General features: G+C 58.3%; 17 protein-coding genes and 3 pseudogenes. 10 read left to right on the top strand and 10 right to left on the bottom strand.

The annotated features are described in order from the left end of the window. Positions 1-10: 10 nt before the first annotated feature. The 3 genes from B4967_RS06235 to B4967_RS20730 all read right to left on the bottom strand — a co-directional run bounded on the left by B4967_RS06235 (position 11) and on the right by B4967_RS20730 (position 1935). Complete coding sequence (locus tag B4967_RS06235; RefSeq protein WP_083024382.1) at positions 11-814, bottom strand: helix-turn-helix domain-containing protein; 804 nt, start codon at positions 812-814, stop codon at positions 11-13. 111 nt (positions 815-925) lie between these two features. Beyond that, entirely contained in the window at positions 926-1477 is a 552-nt protein-coding gene (locus B4967_RS20735; RefSeq protein ID WP_340638702.1) for a zinc-binding dehydrogenase, read from the bottom strand. Beyond that, complete coding sequence (locus tag B4967_RS20730; protein ID WP_340638701.1) at positions 1441-1935, bottom strand: alcohol dehydrogenase catalytic domain-containing protein; 495 nt, start codon at positions 1933-1935, stop codon at positions 1441-1443. Before B4967_RS20730 ends, B4967_RS20735 begins: the two co-directional genes overlap by 37 nt. 119 nt (positions 1936-2054) lie before the next feature. On the opposite strand from B4967_RS20730, the gene B4967_RS21225 reads away from it, so the two are divergent. The 7 genes and pseudogenes from B4967_RS21225 to B4967_RS06200 all read left to right on the top strand — a co-directional run bounded on the left by B4967_RS21225 (position 2055) and on the right by B4967_RS06200 (position 9787). Next, the gene (locus B4967_RS21225) at positions 2055-2513 is read left to right on the top strand and encodes a LysR family transcriptional regulator (protein ID WP_279384663.1); all 459 of its coding nucleotides are present in this window, start codon (positions 2055-2057) and stop codon (positions 2511-2513) included. Beyond that, a complete protein-coding gene (locus B4967_RS21220) occupies positions 2507-2965 on the top strand; it encodes a substrate binding domain-containing protein (protein ID WP_279384662.1) in 459 nt (152 codons plus the stop codon). Before B4967_RS21225 ends, B4967_RS21220 begins: the two co-directional genes overlap by 7 nt. A gap of 2 nt (positions 2966-2967) precedes the next feature. Then, positions 2968-3852, top strand: coding sequence for an alpha/beta fold hydrolase (locus B4967_RS06220; protein WP_083024236.1), 885 nt, complete (start codon positions 2968-2970; stop codon positions 3850-3852). 108 nt (positions 3853-3960) lie between these two features. After that, a pseudogene (locus tag B4967_RS06215) lies at positions 3961-6152 on the top strand (OsmC domain/YcaO domain-containing protein). 266 nt (positions 6153-6418) lie between these two features. After that, the gene (locus B4967_RS06210) at positions 6419-6994 is read left to right on the top strand and encodes an NYN domain-containing protein (protein ID WP_207953592.1); all 576 of its coding nucleotides are present in this window, start codon (positions 6419-6421) and stop codon (positions 6992-6994) included. Positions 6995-7263: 269 nt separating this feature from the next. Further along, complete coding sequence (locus B4967_RS06205; RefSeq protein WP_083024234.1) at positions 7264-8727, top strand: alanine/glycine:cation symporter family protein; 1464 nt, start codon at positions 7264-7266, stop codon at positions 8725-8727. 43 nt (positions 8728-8770) lie between these two features. After that, entirely contained in the window at positions 8771-9787 is a 1017-nt protein-coding gene (locus B4967_RS06200) for an asparaginase (RefSeq protein ID WP_083024233.1), read from the top strand. Here B4967_RS06200 and B4967_RS20720 read toward each other — a convergent pair. The 7 genes and pseudogenes from B4967_RS20720 to B4967_RS06175 all read right to left on the bottom strand — a co-directional run bounded on the left by B4967_RS20720 (position 9784) and on the right by B4967_RS06175 (position 14710). Next, complete coding sequence (locus B4967_RS20720) at positions 9784-10260, bottom strand: EamA family transporter (protein ID WP_340638700.1); 477 nt, start codon at positions 10258-10260, stop codon at positions 9784-9786. The two genes, B4967_RS06200 and B4967_RS20720, sit on opposite strands and share 4 nt — an antisense overlap. Then, the gene (locus B4967_RS20715) at positions 10239-10631 is read right to left on the bottom strand and encodes an EamA family transporter (RefSeq protein WP_340638699.1); all 393 of its coding nucleotides are present in this window, start codon (positions 10629-10631) and stop codon (positions 10239-10241) included. Before B4967_RS20715 ends, B4967_RS20720 begins: the two co-directional genes overlap by 22 nt. Positions 10632-10734: 103 nt before the next feature. Then, the gene (locus B4967_RS18930) at positions 10735-11313 is read right to left on the bottom strand and encodes a spore maturation protein (RefSeq protein ID WP_243470368.1); all 579 of its coding nucleotides are present in this window, start codon (positions 11311-11313) and stop codon (positions 10735-10737) included. Continuing rightward, positions 11234-11965 (bottom strand): nucleoside recognition domain-containing protein, encoded by a 732-nt coding sequence (locus tag B4967_RS18925; RefSeq protein WP_243470367.1) that lies wholly within the window; start codon positions 11963-11965, stop codon positions 11234-11236. The genes B4967_RS18930 and B4967_RS18925 overlap by 80 nt, the downstream gene beginning before the upstream one ends. A 75-nt stretch (positions 11966-12040) precedes the next feature. Further along, positions 12041-12974, bottom strand: a pseudogene (locus B4967_RS06185) (LysO family transporter). After that, on the bottom strand, positions 12975-13685 hold the full coding sequence (locus B4967_RS06180) for a hypothetical protein (RefSeq protein WP_243470366.1): 711 nt from the start codon (positions 13683-13685) through the stop codon (positions 12975-12977). It lies immediately after the preceding pseudogene. An 89-nt stretch (positions 13686-13774) separates the two neighbouring features. Beyond that, complete coding sequence (locus B4967_RS06175) at positions 13775-14710, bottom strand: 2-hydroxyacid dehydrogenase (protein WP_083024229.1); 936 nt, start codon at positions 14708-14710, stop codon at positions 13775-13777. A gap of 299 nt (positions 14711-15009) precedes the next feature. Here B4967_RS06175 and doeA point away from each other — a divergent pair, with 299 nt between their 5' ends. From doeA to B4967_RS06160, 3 genes and pseudogenes are all read left to right on the top strand, one after another. Then, on the top strand, positions 15010-16209 hold the full coding sequence (gene doeA, locus B4967_RS06170; protein WP_083024227.1) for an ectoine hydrolase DoeA: 1200 nt from the start codon (positions 15010-15012) through the stop codon (positions 16207-16209). A 26-nt stretch (positions 16210-16235) separates the two neighbouring features. Next, a pseudogene (gene doeB, locus B4967_RS06165) lies at positions 16236-17266 on the top strand (N(2)-acetyl-L-2,4-diaminobutanoate deacetylase DoeB). Positions 17267-17274: 8 nt separating this feature from the next. Beyond that, positions 17275-17751, top strand: coding sequence for an Lrp/AsnC family transcriptional regulator (locus B4967_RS06160; RefSeq protein WP_083024225.1), 477 nt, complete (start codon positions 17275-17277; stop codon positions 17749-17751). Positions 17752-17801: the final 50 nt, after the last annotated feature.

Here is a 17801-nt window from a genome sequence, read left to right as displayed (position 1 = left end):
CTGCCAAGCATCAATGGCGGGCTCGGAAGTGGTAATCCCCGCTGGCCACGTCGTTGTTCACGGCGGCGAGCAGCGAGGCATCCAGCGACGCGTCATCCAGCGCGACCAAGCCGCACTGTGACAGCGCGTCTCGCAGGCTAATTTGCTCATCCAAGCGTTGATAAACCACGCGCACGCAGCAAGGCATGCGCTCGCTATTATCCGCCACGCCCATTTTCAGGCCCGTTAGCCGCGTGACCTGGCTTTGAAAGCTGGGGAATAGAATGGTCTGGGTGATCACGTGACCGTTGAGGGTTTCGTAGTCGACCAAAAACAGCCGGTCGGCCAGCTTGACCGCCGCCCCGACATAGCGGTTATGGCAGGGGCGCTTCCCCGGCACCACCTGCATTCGCTCGGTGCGCTGATACACCACGCCACCTTCTCGCTCTTCCAAACACACCAGCGTGCGCATTAAATAGCCGGGGCGCGACATAGAGTGATAAAGCTCGAAATAGCGCCCTAGATACCGCTCCATGCCTTCGCTGCCGCGCTGAATTAGCGCGTTGGGCCAGGGCAGCGAGGTGCTCGCGTTGTCGGCATTGAGCTGGCCGGTTTGTACCAGCGCCCGAAAATCGTGGTGGGGCATGGCAATGTCGTCCGGCGTGACGCCAAAAAAGTGGCAAATACGCTGGAGCGCGGCATGGCTGGGGTAGTAGCGTCCGCTGAGGTAGCGGTTGAACTGCGCCCGGTTGATGGGCATGCGACGACACACGTCGGCAATCGAGGGGTAGTAGCTGCAAAGCAGGCGCAAATTGGCCACAAATTCATCATGCATGGGCGAGACTCGAGGCTCTTGGGCGGTGGCGGTGCGGCTAATGTGCCGCCTTGCGCCCAAGAGTGCAACGGCTCGCTCCTTACCTCCGCTTAAAATAAGCGGTGCGCGTGGTTAGAAGCCCTCTAACACCAGCTTACCTACAGTACGATTGCTCTCGATCAGCGCGTGAGCACGCGTTAGGTTGTCGGCAGTGATGGGGCCAAGCACCTCGCCCAGCGTCGTGGTTAAACGGCCGCTATCCACCATGGCGGCGACTTCACTCAATAGATCGTGCTGCTTGCCAATGGCCTCGGTGGTAAACAGCGGCCGCGTGAACATCAGCTCCCAGTGCAGCGACAGGCTCTTGAGCTTGAGTTTGCGCACGTCGATCAGCTCCGGGTCATCGATCAGCGCCAGTTTACCCTGGGGCTTCAAGGCATTGATGATCGCCTCAAAGTGGTGGTCGGTTTGGTTCAGGCTGATCACCATATCCACCTGCTCGTAGCCTGCGGCGTTGAGCGCTTCATCCAGCGGCTGGTGGTGGTCGACCACCGCATCCGCGCCTAACGACGTGACCCAGGCTTGGCTTTCCGGGCGAGAGGCCGTCGCAATCACGGTGATATCGGTGAGCTGCTTGGCGAGCTGAATCAGAATCGGGCCAACACCCCCCGCAGCGCCTCCCACAACAGGGTTTTGCCTTTGGTGTCGCGCATGCCCAGCTCTAGGCGGTCGAACAGCAGTTCCCAGGCGGTAATGGCGGTTAACGGCAGGGCGGCGGCCTGGGCGTCGGAGAGGCTCTTCGGCGCTAGGCTGGCGATGCGCTCATCGACCAGCTGGTACTCAGCGTTGGAGCCTTGGCGCGCAATGCTGCCCGCGTACCACACCCGGTCACCCGGCTGAAAGCGAGTGACCGCACTGCCGACGGCATCGACTACGCCCACCGCGTCGTAACCCAGCACGCGCGGCTCGCCGCCGTCGGGCAGCGCGCTCTTGCGCACCTTGGCATCCCCCGGGTTAACGGAAACCGCACTCACCGCGACGCGAATATCGTGGGGCTCGGGGGTGGGCAGCGGAAGCTCAACGGCATGCAGGGCGTCTGGGTGGTCGATCGGTAGGCTTTTGGTAAACGCAAATGCTTTCATGGTCGCTCTCTAAAGGATGATGAATGTCGTCATCATGCCTGGGTGTCGTTTTATGAAAAAGAGGGCTAATGTAGCTAACAGTTTCTCATTTTCTTTGAAAATAAGGGCGCCATCGACCCATGCGTACCGATGACCTAAACGTGCTTGTCTACGCCGCCGAGCACGGCAGCCTTTCCGCTGCCGCGCGGGAGCTGGCGATTACCCCGGCGGTGGCTAGCGTGGCGATCAAACGGCTTGAAGATGCGTTAGGCACGCGGCTGCTGGTGCGCTCTACCCGCAGCTTGCGGCTAACGCCCGCCGGGGCGCACTATTTAGTCCATGCGAAAACGGCGCTGCGTGCCCTTGCTGAAGGGGAGAAAGAGCTGCACCGCGAGCGCCAAGAGATTGCGGGAGAACTCAGCCTTTCCATGCCGTCTGATCTAGGCCGCAACGTGCTGCTGGGCTGGCTTGATCGCTTTATGGCGCTGCATCCGCAGCTGCGCCTGCGGCTTCGGGTCAGTGACCGGGTGAGCGATCTGTTTCGCCAGCCAGTGGAGATTGCCCTGCGCTACGGCGTGCCGGAGGATTCAGCGTGGTAGCCCTGCCGCTAAAAAGCGATAACCACCGGGTAGTGTGTGCAGCGCCAAGCTATATCGCGCGCCACGGCGAGCCTTCCACTCCAGATGAATTACGCCAGCACAACTGCCTCTGCTTCAACCTGGGCGAGCGGGTGCACAACCAGTGGCAGTTCGGCAGTGAGCGTATCAGCGTGCAGGGCAATCGAGTGAGCGACGATGCCGAGTGTGTGCGCCGCTGGGCGCTGGCGGGAGAGGGCATTGCCTACAAATCTCGCCTTGATGTTCAGGCAGACCTCGATGCAGGCCGCTTGGTGGCGCTGTTGGCCGCGTTTCCTCCCGAGCCCGCGCCGCTGTATCTCGTCTGCCCGCACCGGCTGTCGCTCACGCCTGCCGTGGTCGCGCTGCAAGACTTTCTGATCGAACGGTTAAAGAGGACGCCAAGTGAAGAGCATCATCTATCCGCGAGGAGCTAGCCATGTTTGAGGGGTTTGAAAAACAGACACGCCGCGTTAACGGCGTCGATATTGCCTATCGGATGGGCGGCAACGGCCCGGCACTACTGCTGCTTCACGGCCACCCGCAGACCCATATGATTTGGCACAAAGTTGCGGGCACGCTTGCCCAGCACTTTACGGTGATTGCCGCCGACCTGCGCGGCTACGGCGATAGCGGTAAGCCGGATGACGACGCAGAGCACTTCAATTACGCCAAGCGCACCATGGCCGCCGATATGGCCGAACTAATGAGCGCGCTGGGGTTCGAGCGTTTCAAGGTGCTGGCCCACGACCGTGGCGCGCGGGTGGCACACCGCTTAGGGGTAGACCACGCAGCACGCGTCGAGCGCATGGTGCTTTTAGATATCGCCCCCACGCTGGCCATGTACCGTGGCACCAATGAGGCGTTCGCCCGCAGCTACTGGCACTGGTTCTTTCTGATTCGCCCCCAGCCGCTGCCAGAAATGCTGATTCAAGCCGACCCCGCTCAGTACTTAAAAAGCGTGATGGGCGCCCGCAGCGCGGGCATGGCACCGTTCGCCCCAGAAGCGCTGGCGGAGTACGAGCGCTGCCTGGCGCTTCCCGGCACGGCGACCGGCATCTGCGGCGACTACCGCGCCAGCGCGACTATCGATTTAGAGCACGATCAGGCGGATATCGATGCGGGTGTGAAACTGACCTGCCCCATCAACGTGATGTGGGGTGCCCAAGGCGCGATTGAAGCCTGCTTCGACGCTCTTAGTGAGTGGCGCAAGGTAGCGACGCAGGTAGAGGGCAAGGCGCTGCCTTGCGGACACTATATCGCCGAAGAGATTCCTGACGTGCTGTTAGAGGAAGCGCTGCCGTTCTTGCTGGATCCGCAATAAGCGATTCACGCGACTGCCCAAGACGAAGCGGGCAAAAAACTGGATAATGGCCGCCATTCGCCTGATGCGTTGGCGCTCAGGCACACTCATTACTCCGGACGCCCGCTTATGGAAATCAAAGTTAACTATCTCGACAACCTCCGCCTGGAGTCCAAGTTCGACGATTTTACGGTCATCTCCGACCAGCCGATTCGCTACAAGGGCGACGGCTCGGCCCCTGGCCCGTTTGACTACTTCCTGGCGTCGTCGGCCATGTGTGCCGCCTACTTCGTCAAGGTGTACTGCAACGCGCGCAATATTCCCACCGAGAACATTCGCCTTCGCAAAACAACATCGTCGACCCGGAAAACCGCTACAAGCAGATCTTCAAAATCCAGGTTGAGATGCCGGAAGATATCTCGGAAAAGGATCGCGAAGGCATTCTGCGCTCCATCGACCGCTGCACGGTGAAGAAGGTTATCCAGACCGGCCCCGAGTTTCAGATCGAAGTGGTCGAGAACATCGACGAGGACGCCCAAGCGCTGCTGATGGGCGCGCCGGAAGGAGGCAGCACCTTTATCCCCGGTAAAGACCTGCCGCTGGAGCAGACCATTGCCAATATGAGCGCGATCCTTGCTGATCTCGGCATGAAGATCGAAATTGCTTCATGGCGCAATATCGTGCCCCACGTGTGGTCGCTGCATATCCGCGATGCGGCTTCGCCCATGTGCTTTACCAACGGCAAAGGCGCGACCAAAGAGAGCGCGCTCTGTTCAGCGCTGGGCGAGTTTATCGAGCGCCTGAGCTGCAACTTTTTCTACAACGATCAGTTCTTTGGTGAAGAGATCGCGGGCAGCGAATTCGTTCACTACCCTAACGAGAAGTGGTTCAAGCCGGGGCCGAATGACGAGCTGCCGAAAGGGATTCTCGACGAGCACTGCCTGGCGATTTACAACCCCGAAGGCGAGCTGGGTGGCTCGAACCTGATTGATACCAACTCGGGCCGCGAAGATCGCGGCATCGTTACGCTGCCCTTTGTGCGCCAAAGCGATGGCGAAACGGTCTACTTCCCCTCCAATCTGATTGAAAACCTGTTCCTCAGCAACGGCATGAGCGCGGGCAACACCCTGGTGGAAGCCCAGGTGCAGTGCCTTTCAGAAATTTTCGAGCGGGCGGTGAAGCGGGAGATCCTCGAACAGGAGTTGACGCTGCCCGATGTACCCCAAGAAGTGCTGGCCAAGTACCCGAGCATTGTCGAGGGCATTAACGCCCTGGAAGCTCAGGGCTTCCCCGTGCTGGTGAAGGATGCCTCCATGGGTGGGCAATTCCCGGTCATGTGCGTGACGCTAATGAACCCGCGTACCGGCGGCGTGTTTGCCTCCTTCGGTGCCCACCCAAGCTTTGAAGTGGCGCTGGAGCGCAGCCTGACCGAGCTGCTCCAAGGCCGCAGCTTTGAAGGCCTGAACGACCTGCCGCTGCCAACCTTCAACTCGCAGACCGTCTCTGAGCCCAACAACTTCGTCGAGCACTTCATCGACTCGGTGGGCGTGGTCTCCTGGCGCTTCTTCAGTGCCAAGCCCGACTTCGAGTTCAGCGAATGGGATTTCTCCGGCAGCAACGACGAGGAAGCCGAGACCTTGTTCGGCATTTTCGAAGAGCTGGGCGCGGAAGTGTACATGGCGGTGCATGAAGACTTAGGCGCGCCGGTCTGCCGCATTCTGGTACCTGGCTACTCCGAGGTGTACCCGATTGAAGACCTGATTTGGGACAACACCAATAAGGCGCTGGACTACCGCGAAGATATTCTCAATCTGCACCGTCTGGATGACGAGCAGCTCACCGATCTAGTCGAGCGCTTGGAAGAGAGCCAAATGGACGACCACGCCGATATCATCACGCTGATTGGTATCGAGTTCGACGAGAACACCGTGTGGGGCCAGCTGACCATTCTGGAGCTGAAACTGCTGGTCTACCTAGCACTTGGCCGCCATGAAGAGGCGCTGGACTGCGTGCAGATGTTCCTCCAGTACAACGACAACACCGTTGAGCGCGGCCTGTTCTACCAGGCGGTGAACGCGGTGCTGGAGATTGAGCTGGACGACGAATTGGAGCTGGATGACTACCTGCCCAACTTCAAGCGCATGTTCGGCGAAGCGACTATGGAGGCGGTCGTGGGTTCAGTAAACGGCAGCGTACGCTTCCACGGCCTCACGCCCACCAATTTGCAGTTAGAGGGCTTAGATCGCCACCATCGCCTCATCGAAAGCTACAAGAAGCTGCACGCAGCGCGAGCGGCCAAAGCGCGTATTGCGCGCATGTAACCTGTAGAGGAGATTGGGGTTGACGAGGCATTAAGTACTCCGTAACCTAGAAATTATCCACGCCTTAGGCAGTAAGCTTTCCCACATATCTCGGGATAAGCCGACCCCTAGGGCGTTTTTCGTTTGAAGAAGGAAAAGAAGCCATGCCTACAGCAATATTGATTGATGGTGGCTATTTTATTAAGCGTTTCAGGCGCAAAGAGCCCTCCATTGCGTATGATTGAAAAAGAGCAGCTGATTGTTTGTTTCGGTGGGCGGTAAGTCACTTGCATGAGAAGAGCCGCCAGGGAAAGAGTCAAACGAATCAACGGCGTGATTTGTACAGAATTTTTTTCTCCGACTGCCCGCCCCTATCGAAAAAGATTCCTAACCCTATTTCAGGGAAAGCCATCGACTTTTCCAAAACGCCAGAGGCGCTTTTTCGTAAAGAGCTGCACCAAGCCTTGTTGGGGAAACGCAAATTGGCAGTCCGTCTGGGCCATCTTTCGGATGATGCTCAGTGGACGCTTAAACCTGAAAAAATCAAAGCATTGCTAAAGCATAAAATATCGCTTGATGATTTGACTGAGAATGATGTGCGCGTTGATGTCCGGCAAAAGGGGGTCGATATGCGTATAGGAGTTGATGTCACTTCTTTGACGTTAAAAGGGCAAGTTGATCAAATTGTGCTTATGGCTGGTGACGCTGATTTTGTACCTGCTGCAAAAATTGCGAGACGCGAAGGTATCGATTTTATCCTCGATCCAATGTGGCAGACGATTCCCGCAGGATTGCACGAGCATATTGATGGGCTAAGAACGACTTGCCCGAAGCCAGAACTTTCTCTTAGGCGCCAATACTGATGAGAAGTTTTGTTTAGTCTTAAAAGAACAGTTAGTGAATTTTGTAAGTCCCTTAACGGTGCGTTGCCTTAAAAGGCCCGCACCGTTTTTTATGTGGTGCACTCTGGTGCAGTGATTGGCGCAGTGAGTGCAACCAACTGCACCGCTGCGCCAAATTTCATTGCAGGCTTGGCTTGGTACAACACTCTTCGCGCATCTCAATAGCAAAAAGACGCGGTCGTTAACGACGCAACTTCCATAACGCTCAATAATAACGCGGAGAGTATCCCATGCTCGATATGCTCAATGACCTCCTCTGGGGGAAGGTTCTACTCGTTTTACTGGTGGGAGTGGGGATCGGTTTTACCGTTGCCTCCCGCTTTGTGCAGTTTCGCTATTTCGGTGAAATGTTTCGCATCCTGGGCTCAGGACAAGCTTTCAAGCGTAATCAGCACGGCCACTTAAGCTCCTTCCAGGCGCTGGTGCTGTCGGTGGCTGGCCGTGTAGGCGGCGGTAATATCGCCGGGGTGACCGTGGCAATTACGCTGGGCGGCCCAGGGGCGATTTTCTGGATGTGGCTGGTAGGCTTGATGGGCATGGCCACCAGCTTTTTGGAGTGTACGCTGGCGCAAACCTATAAAGAGGCCGAGGGCGACGGCACCTACCGTGGCGGCCCGGCGTACTACATCGTCAAAGGCTTGGGCAAGCAGTGGCGCTGGCTGGCGGCGTTCTACTCGGTACTGCTGCTGATTACCTTCGGCTTTGCCTTTACGGCCCTGCAGTCCTATGCCGTTGCCACGTCGTTTGGCGACGCCTTTGGCGCGCCGGTGCTGTACAGCGGTATCGCGCTGGCTATGCTGGTGGGGCTGATTATCTTTGGCGGTATCAAGCGTATTGCCCGTATTTCCGAGTATCTGGTGCCGTTTATGGCCGTGGGCTATATCGCCGTGGCGCTGCTGGTTATTGAGTTGAACATCACTGAGATTCCTGGCGTGATCGCGCTGATCGTGAAGAGCGCGTTTGGCCTGGAGCCGCTAGTGGGTGGCGGTATTGGCGCTGCCATCATGATGGGCTTGAAGCGCGGCCTGTTCTCCAACGAAGCGGGCCTGGGCAGTGCGCCCAACGTGGCCGCCGTTGCCTACGTGCCGCACCCGGCTAACCAGGGCATCGTGCAGGCATTCTCGGTGTTTATCGATACGGTGATTATCTGCTCGGCCACGGCGTTTTTGATTCTGCTTAGCGGCGTATACGACCCGGCCGCCGGAGCGGGCGTAGAAGGCATTGCGCTGACCCAGGCTGCCCTGGCAGACCACGTGGGCGAGTGGGGCCGTCCCTTTGTGAGCCTGGCGCTGCTGCTGTTCGCCTTCAGCACCATTCTGTACAACTACTACCTGGGCGAGAATAGCCTGAACTTCTTCAGCCGCGATAACCAGAACCTGTTCAACGCCTTCCGCGTGGCGATTGTGCTGTTGGTGTGCTGGGGCGCGACCACGGATCTAGGCACCGTGTTCGGCTTTGCCGACGTAACCATGCGCCTCTTGGCGGTGGTGAACCTCGTAGCGCTGATCCTGCTGTTCAAGTGCGGCCTGCGGATCATGAACGATTTCGATAGCCAGCGCCGTCAGGGCATCAAGCAGCCGATTTTCGACGCCAATCAACACCCAGATCTCGACCTGGACCCTAAAGCGTGGGAACTGGAGCCCGAAGAAGCCGAAGCGCTGAAGCAGCGCTTGGAAAGCGCGCCGGCGAAGTAAGTTCGTTTCTGTTCACTCGACTGTAATCAGGTAAGGAGCGCTCATGCCCCGCGTCCTCATGCTCTACACTGGCGGCACCATTGGTATGCAGCCATCGCCCCATGGGTACGTGCCCAGCGCGGGGCTGGCCGAGCGCTTAGCGGCGCATCTGGCCTTGGGCGACCCTTATCGGCTGCCTGCTTTCGATGTGGTGGAAATGCAGCCACTGATCGATAGCGCCGAGCTGATGCCCGAGGCGTGGAATCGCCTCGTGGCCGTGCTGGAACGTCACTGGCAGCACTACGATGCGTTCATCATTCTGCACGGCACCGATACCATGGCCTATAGCGCTGCGGCGCTGTCGTTTATGCTCGGTGCGTTAAACAAGCCAGTGATCTTCACCGGCTCTCAAATTCCGCTGGGTGAGCCAAGAAGCGACGCGCTGAACAACGTGGTCAGCGCGCTACAGCTGGCCGCTCATCCGGCCACGCCCTGCGAAGTGAGCCTGCTCTTTCATGACCGGCTGCTGCGCGGCAACCGCGCCCGCAAGGTGCGCACGCAAGGTCTGGATGCCTTCGATTCTCCCAACTTCCCTTGGCTGGCCGAGATAGGCATTGGCATGATCTTCCCCCAACCGTCGGCGCTGCTCAGCGGGGAGCCCAGTTTTTCACCCCTTCAGCTAGACGACGAAGCGGTGGCGGGACTGACGCTGCATCCTGGTATGTCGTTAAGGCGTGCTAAAGCGCTGCTGGAAGATGCCACTCTCAAAGGATTGGTGATCTCAAGCTACGGCGTGGGCAATCCGCCAAACTTTGAAGGTGAACTGCTAAACGCCATGCAAGCCGCTAACGAGCGGGGTGTGGCGCTGCTCAACATCACCCAGTGCGCCCAAGGCGAAGTCGTGCAAGGCGCCTACGCCACGGGGGCGGCTCTCAATCCAGCGGGCGTGATCGCCGGGGGTGATATCACGCTGGAAGCTGCCGTCGCGAAGCTTACCGTGCTGCTTGGCCAAGGGCTTTCTGGGCCAGCGCTGCGCAAAGCGTTGAGTGCGCCCATGCGCGGCGAGGCGACGGCCCGTTAGCGGGACGTTACGCTCAGTGCGGTCACGGTCAGTAAGATAATCCCCATGCCGACCATCTGAATCATCTCCAAATTTTCACCCAGCACCGCCACCCCAAACAGCGTGGCGGTGACCGGCTCGACCATGGCCACCATGGACGCTAACGCCGGAGCGGCGTGTTTGATGCCTACCACGTAGAGCAGAAACGACAGGCCCGCGCCCAAAATACCCAACGCCACAAACAGCGGAAGCTCTGGTGCGCTGACCACGCTAATGGTTTGAGACAGATCGGCTGGCACAATCAGAACGACGGCCAGCACCGTGAAGGCAATCGAAAGCACGGCGGAGGGGCTGCCATGGGGCGCGGCGTATTTGAAACCAAAAATGAACAGCGCGTAGGAAAGCCCCGCCAGTAGACCCGTGGCGACGCCCATCAGCGACAGGTCACCTGCGCCAATGGCGTACAGCTTGGTCAGTAGCACCACGCCGACCATGACCAGCGCGATCGCAAGCCACTTAACGGCCGTCGGGCGCTCGAGCTTGAGCGCAAACGAGGCGAGATAGACAAACACCGGGCGAAGTACATCAAGGTAGCCGCCACCGCCACGCTGCCGTGGTCGATACTGAGAAAGTAGAAGGTAAAGTTGCCCGCCACCCCCAGGCCTGCCACCACTGACCAGAACCACAGTGGCCGACTGGCCAAACCGCGCCCGCCGCGCTGCAATAAAAGCCAACCCAGCGCAAAGAGCAACCCCACAAAACCACGGTAAAAAGAGACGACCGCGGCATCCCAACCGCTGTCTAATAAAATACCCGCGATGCCTCCGGAAATCCCCCAGAAGAACGCCGCGAGCGCAATCAACATCGTGCTAGCGCCTGGCATGATTCACCTTTCGTCCATGAATGGTTTGGCGTGGCCTTGAAAGGTAGACGCTGTCACCAGTGAACGAAAGCGTAGGAGTCACTTCTTAACCAAAGAACCAGTAACACACAACAATTGCGGTAGTAATGCCCGCCGCGTCGGCTACTAACGCGCAGCCCAAGCCGTGGCGAATGCGGGTGATGCCTACGGCACCGAAGTAAACCGCCAGCACATAAAACGTGGTTTCGGTGCTCCCTGGGAAGGGGGCCGCCAGTAGCCCAGGGAAGCTATCGACACCAAAGGTGTTCATGGTTTCGATCATCATGGCACGGGAGCCACTGCCGGAAAGGGGCTTCACAAAGGCGTTGGGCAGCGCATCCACAAAGCGGGTGTCCCAGCCGATGCCTTCTACAAGCCAGCGGATACCGCCAAGCCCGGCATCCAACACCCCGCTGGCGCGCAGCACACCCACCGCGACCAGCATGGCAATCAGGTAGGGCAGCAGGGTGATGGTAAAGCTCAGGCCCTCTTTAGCCCCTTCGATAAAGGCGTCGTACACCTTCACTCCGCGAAGCGCGCCAACCACCAGAAACATCATCACAATGCTAAACAGGGTCAGATTGCCCACCAGCGTTGAGGCCGCCGCCAGCGCCTGAGCGGACATCCCCGCTAAAGTGGTGATCAATAGCCCTACCGCTAACGCAGCCGCCACTAAATAGGCCAAACACGACAGGGTGCCAGAGCTTTAAACGCTGCATCACCGCTACCGCCAACAGCCCAGCCAGGCTAGAGGCGCTTGTCGCTAACAAGATCGGTAAAAATACCAGCGTGGGGCCGGCGGCACCTTGCTGGGCGCGATACATGAAAATGGTGACGGGCAGTAGCGTGAGCGACGAAGTATTAAGCACCAAAAACAGGATTTGCGCGTTGCTGGCGGTCTCACTGCTGGAATTAAGGCTTTGCAGCGAATGCATCGCTTTGATGCCAATCGGCGTGGCGGCGTTATCCAGGCCCAGAATATTGGCTGCGAAGTTCATGCTGATCAGCCCCATGGCCGGATGACCACGAGGCACCTCTGGCATCAAGCGACAGAACAGCGGATCGAGCACCCGCCCCAGCAGTCGTATCAACCCCGCCTTTTCGGCAATCGAGAGAAACCCGAGCCACAGCGTCATGGTGCCCAGTAGCACCAGGATAATATCGACGCTCACTTCCGCCATATCGAACAGCGACTGCACCAAGCGGGCAAACACTTCGCTATCGCCACCCACCAGCCACTGCCAGAGCGATGCCGCAAAGGCGGCAATAAAGAAGCTTAACCAGATTCCGTTGAGCATGGCGGGTGGGCGTCCTTGGTCATAAAAGAGGGTATGCGTTTGCTGCGTATCCTAACCAAGGAGCGCCCGTGCGTGCTAACCTGAAAGCGAAAGAAAGAACAGAATCAGCGGCGGGGAGAGCAGCGAGAGGATAAAGCCGCTCACCACGGCAATGGGCACGCAGGCCACGCCGCCCGTGCTGCTGAATCACGGGTAGGGTGAAATCCATGGAGGTCGCTCCGCCGTAGCCAATCGCCAGCGCGGTGTGGCGGTGAATGACCAGCGGGATCAGGATAAACGCCAGCAGCTCGCGGGTGAGGTCGTTGAAGAACGCCACACCACCCATCAGCGGGCCGAGCTGGTCGCCAATCAGGATGGCGGACAGCGAGTACCAGCCGAAGCCTGAGGCCATGGCAAGGCCTTCGTTCCAGCTCAGCGCAAGTAGCGGGGCGGCCAATAAGCCCGCTAGCAGCGAGCTAACGGCCAGTGTGACCGCAATGGCGAGCCCCAAGCGATTGAGCAAAATCTGCTTCAGCGGCATACCGGAGTTGCGTAACTGGCAGCCAATCAACACCAGCAGCAGGTACAGCACCCACTCGGCTAGCCAGTCGGCGGTGGTGAACAGCGCCTCGCCAATGTTGGGCCCAAGCAACACACCCACGGTAACGCCCGCCGCCACCACGCCCACCAGCAGCAGCGAGCCCTGCATGGCGGCGAGTTTGCTGGTGGGGGCATCTTTCACCACCGGCGAGCCTCCTGCGCTTAAGCGCACTCGCCGAGAAAGCCACCATAGTGCAGCTAAGTTAAACAGCGTGGTGATGCTGAACAACAGTAGCGCATTGCCACCCAAGCGGGAGAGCTGGCTGCCCAAATTCTCAAGCCCGGCGAGGCTCACGCCCATAAACAGCAGAATCAGGTACACCGAGCCGCTAACGGCTCGGTTAATCAGATTCAGCAAGCGGGTCGAACGGACACGTACCAAGTAGCCCAAAAACAGCGGCAGCAAAACGATCAATAGGCCAGAGAGCATTTAGGGCGCGTTACCCCCGGCGGGGTTGAATTGGGTCATGGTGATGGTGGTTTGCTTTTGCCCCTCTTTTTGATACTCCGCAGAGAGGATCAGCCCCGGCCACTCAGGGTGAAAATTGATCAGCAGGTGGCGGTCAGGCTTTTCGGCATCGATCAGCGTAACCTGTTTGGCCTCGAACTCACCGGCAGGCACGCGGGCCGTGGTGGGGGCATTCACGTAGTACTGAAAGTTTTCGTCCCGCCCGCGATGGTCCACGAAGCTGATATCGCAGGGGCTGCTTTCGATGCAGCCCTCGGTGCCTGCCCGGCGGGAGAGGTCAAAAAGGGCAGCTTGGCGGTCAATGGAGCGAATATCGCCCTCATTAAGCTGATAGCTATCGCCCATACCAAAGAGCGAATAACTGCTGTTGTAAAGCAGCGAATGGGTACCGCTTTCATCAACCGTGAAGCGACTGCTCTCCTGGCCGCGAGCCACCGTAATGGAAAAGCTCATATCGCTTAACCAGTGTAAGCCTTCGTTGGTGAGCGTATGGGTGATGGTTGCCCCCGGCCAACCACGAATTTCAAGCCGATATTGGGCTTCAAAGGGCTGAGGAGTGGGTAGCGCTGAGCTACTGTTTGCGAGGGCTGTGTTCCCTGCCAGCAGGGCAGTCGTCCCAAAAACAGCGCTCACTAACCCGCGTTGAGCGGCAGTTGCGAAAAGGTGACGCAAAGGCCCTTCCTCCATTAAATGTGTTTTCCTAAGAGCCTTTAGCGAGCGCTTGGTTCCGTGGGCGAGTATAACGAGCGTGGCGTTAAACGTCAGTAGCCCATGTCGGGGTTAACGGTAGCCAGGGTTTCACCCGCCTCAAAGGCGTGCAGGTACGAAATCACTTGATCAATGGCATCGTTAAGCGGTGTGGGGGCCGCCATATGTGGAGTGACGATGACCTTAGGGTGCTGCCAGAGCGGGTTGTTTGCTGGTAGCGGCTCTTCATGGAAAACATCCAGCAGTGCTCCGCGCAGGTGCCCTGGCTGGCCGTCATGGCCAAGTGCGTCCAGCAGTGCTTGCTCATCAATCAAGCTACCACGGCCTGGGTTAATGATGCTGGCACCTTTCGGCAGTTGTGCCATCCGTTCGGCGTTAAGAATGTGCTGGGTAGCCGCTGTATCGGGGAGAATGGTCACTACGCTTTGCGCTTGGTTCAGTAGCTCGTTTAAACCGTCCTCGCCATGCAGGCAGCGCACGCCGCTGATCTGTTTGGGGGTTCGGCTCCAGCCAAGCACCGGGAATCCAGCCTGTTGAAGCGCACTAGCCACATAGCTGCCGATAGCGCCTAGCCCTAATACACCCACCGGCCAGTTCGCTTTATCCGGCACCGCATGGGGCTGCCACTGGGCATTTGGCTGCTGAGCGGCGTAGCGGTCCATGCTGCGGTAGAAGTGCAGCACGCCGTAAAGCACATAGTCGGCCATCAATTCGCTCATGCCTGCATCGCGTAGCTTCACGATAGGGACATCCTTGGGGAGCCCAGGCGTCTTCAGCAAATAATCGACCCCAGCCCCTAGGTTAATAATGCCTTTTAGCTGCGTTTGTTCTTGCAGGAGGTGAGCGGGCGCTTTCCACACGGCTAGGTAGTCGGCGTTGGCCCGTTCGCTGGCGGGGGCATCACTGGTAAGCACGGTGGCCTCTGGAAGCGCCTCTGCAATAGCGGCCTGCCACTGGGCCGCGTCATCAATATGCACTACGACTTTCATGTTATCTCCTTGTACTCAGTTAATAATGCATGATGACTATCATGGGCGAGAGGAGCTTAATACCGCAACCTGAGGGCATTATGGAGAACGCTGTCAACGTATAGATAAAGCTAACGTTAACAGCATATGAAATTTTTGTAATAAAGGTTTTGACCGGCAACCAAGGGTGGGTGCTAGTATCGCCTTAAGACGACATTGGCGGGCCAACAGCGGCGGTGGCCAGGTCGATCCTGTGGCCCAGCGCAGTGAGCCTTAGGGCATGCGCTGGTTCTTAGTGATCTTTGATGGCGAGTTGCCCGATGACTGAGGTTTCCCTGCCTTTCACTCGTGAAGAGTATGCAAACCGCCTGTGGAAGGTGCGTGCTGAAATGGCCGGTCGTGGTATTGACGTATTGATCGTCAGCGACCCCTCCAACATGGCGTGGCTAACCGGCTACGACGGTTGGTCATTTTATGTCCACCAGTGCGTGCTGGTGGGGCTGGAAGGCGAGCCGGTATGGTTCGGCCGCCGGATGGATGCCAATGGTGCACTGCGCACCTGCTGGATTCATCCCGATAATATTACCTACTACCCGGATTACTACGTCCAGAACCCTGATATGCACCCGATGGAATATCTGGCGCAGTCGATTATGCCGGACCGTGGCTGGCATACCGGTGTGGTGGGCATGGAGATGGATAACTACTACTTCTCCGCTAAAGCGTATCAAAGCCTGCTGAAAGAGTTGCCCCATGCGCGCTTTATGGATGCCAACTCGCTGGTGAACTGGTGCCGGGCGATCAAGTCGCCTCAAGAAATTGCTTATATGCGGGTAGCGGCCAGAATCGTCGAGGGGATGCACTCGCGCATTCTTGAGGTGATTGAGCCTGGTCTGCCCAAGAGCAAGCTGGTATCGGAGATTTATCGCGTGGGTATTGAGGGCTTTGTCGATGAAAACGGCAAAGTATTTGGCGGTGATTACCCCGCCATCGTGCCCATGTTGCCCACCGGTAAAGATGCAGCCGCACCCCACTTAACCTGGGACGATACGCCATTTCGCACCGGCGAAGGCACCTTCTTCGAGATTGCGGGCGTGTTTAAGCGTTACCATGCGCCTATGTCACGCACGGTGTTTCTCGGCACGCCACCGGTTGATTTTATCCGTGCGGAGTCGGCGCTGCTTGAAGGCATTGAGAATGGCTTGGCCGTTGCCAAACCCGGCAACCGCACGGCAGATATCGCCATGGCGCTGGGTGCCGCGATGGATAAATATGGCTTTGACCGCGGTGGTGCCCGCTGTGGTTACCCCATCGGTATCTCTTACCCACCCGACTGGGGCGAGCGCACCATGAGTTTGCGCCCCTCGGATGAAACCATCCTGCAGCCCGGCATGACCTTCCACTTCATGCCCGGCCTATGGGTTGATGACTGGGGCCTGGAGATTACCGAAAGTATCCTAATAACCGAAGACGGCTGTGAAACCCTGGCGAATTTCCCCCGCCAGCTGTTCGTCAAATAGCCGCGTGATAACACAAGGGAAACACAATGACGCTTCAACCGAACCAACTGCGGCCAAGCCCCATTTCCGCCACCGTTGATTTCGACGCCGATGGCGTGCAGCACGGCTTTTTAAAACTGCCGATTTCCACCGATGAGTCGGCTTGGGGCGCGGTGATGATCCCCGTCACGGTAGTAAAAAATGGCGAAGGCCCCACGGCACTGCTCACCGGCGGCAACCATGGCGATGAGTACGAGGGCATCACTTCGCTGTTGAAGCTCTCCTCAACGCTGAAAGCGGAAGACGTGACCGGACGCGTGATCATCGTGCCCTGCATGAATACCCCAGCGGTGATGGCGGGCAAACGCACCTCACCCATGGATAAAGGCAACCTGAACCGCAGCTTTCCTGGCGACCCTAACGGCACGGTGACCTCGCAAATTGCCGACTACTTCACCCGCGTGCTGGTGCCCATGAGCGATGTGGTGCTCGACCTGCACTCTGGCGGCCGCACGCTGGATATCCTGCCGTTTGGCGCTTCCCACGTGCTGGATGACAAAGCTCAACAGCAGGCCGCCCTGGAAGGGGCTAAAGCGTTTGGTGCGCCTTACGCCATGGTGATGTTTGAGCTGGATGCCGAAAAACTCTTCGACACCGCCTGCGAGCGCCAAGGCAAGGTGTTTGTGGCGACCGAACTGGGCGGCGGCGGCACCTCTACGCCGCAAAGCATTGCCATTGCCGAACGTGGCGTGCGCAACTTCTTGATTCATTATGGTTTGGTAGAGGGCAGTGTAGAAATGCCCGAAGGCGGGCAAATGTACCTCGATATGCCAGATGCTAGCTGCTACGTGCAGAGCCAGCATTCGGGCGTATTAGAGCTGCTGGTGGCACTGGGCGACGAAGTGAAGAAGGGCCAAACCATCGCTTATGCTACGATATGACCCGCAGCGGCACCGCACCAGTGGCGTACAAGGCCGAGCGCGATGGTATTCTCATGGCCCGCCGTGCGCCCTCGCTGATCAATATGGGGGACACCCTGGCGGTGATCGCCGATGTTGTCGAACGCCTGGAGGCGTAGCCCCCGGCATGATGAAACTGGACCGTTTTGATCTCAAAATCCTCGATATCCTCTCCCGGGATGGACGGATCACCAAGTCTAAGCTGGCCGAGGCGATTAACCTCTCGGTCAGCCCCTGCTGGGAGCGGGTAAAGCGGCTGGAAACAGCCGGTGTGATCGAAGGCTATACCGCGCGCATCAATGCCGAGGTATTGGTGCCGCGTAACCCTGTGTGGGTGCAGATCGAGCTCAAACAGCACAACGCCGAAAGCTTTGCCCGCTTTGAAGCCTTGGTGATGAACACCCCAGAGGTGACCGAGTGTGTTGCGGTGGGCGGCGGCGTCGACTACCTGGTGAAGTTTGAAGCCCGTACCATTGATAGCTACCAGCGGCTGATGGATAAATGGCTGGTATCGGAGGCGGGCATTGAGCGCTACTTTACGTATATCGTGACGAAGACCGTCAAGCATCAGCCGATTGGCATCGACCCCAGCGCTGCGCTTTAGCCGCTTTGCCTTGCGGCCAAAAAAAACCATCATAAAACGTCTTGCCACAA

This window comes from Vreelandella lionensis (genome assembly GCF_002087295.1).
Lineage (GTDB): Bacteria > Pseudomonadota > Gammaproteobacteria > Pseudomonadales > Halomonadaceae > Vreelandella > Vreelandella lionensis.
The sequence above is the reverse complement of the archived record's forward strand: the minus strand, read 5'-3'. Positions and strand labels throughout refer to the sequence as shown.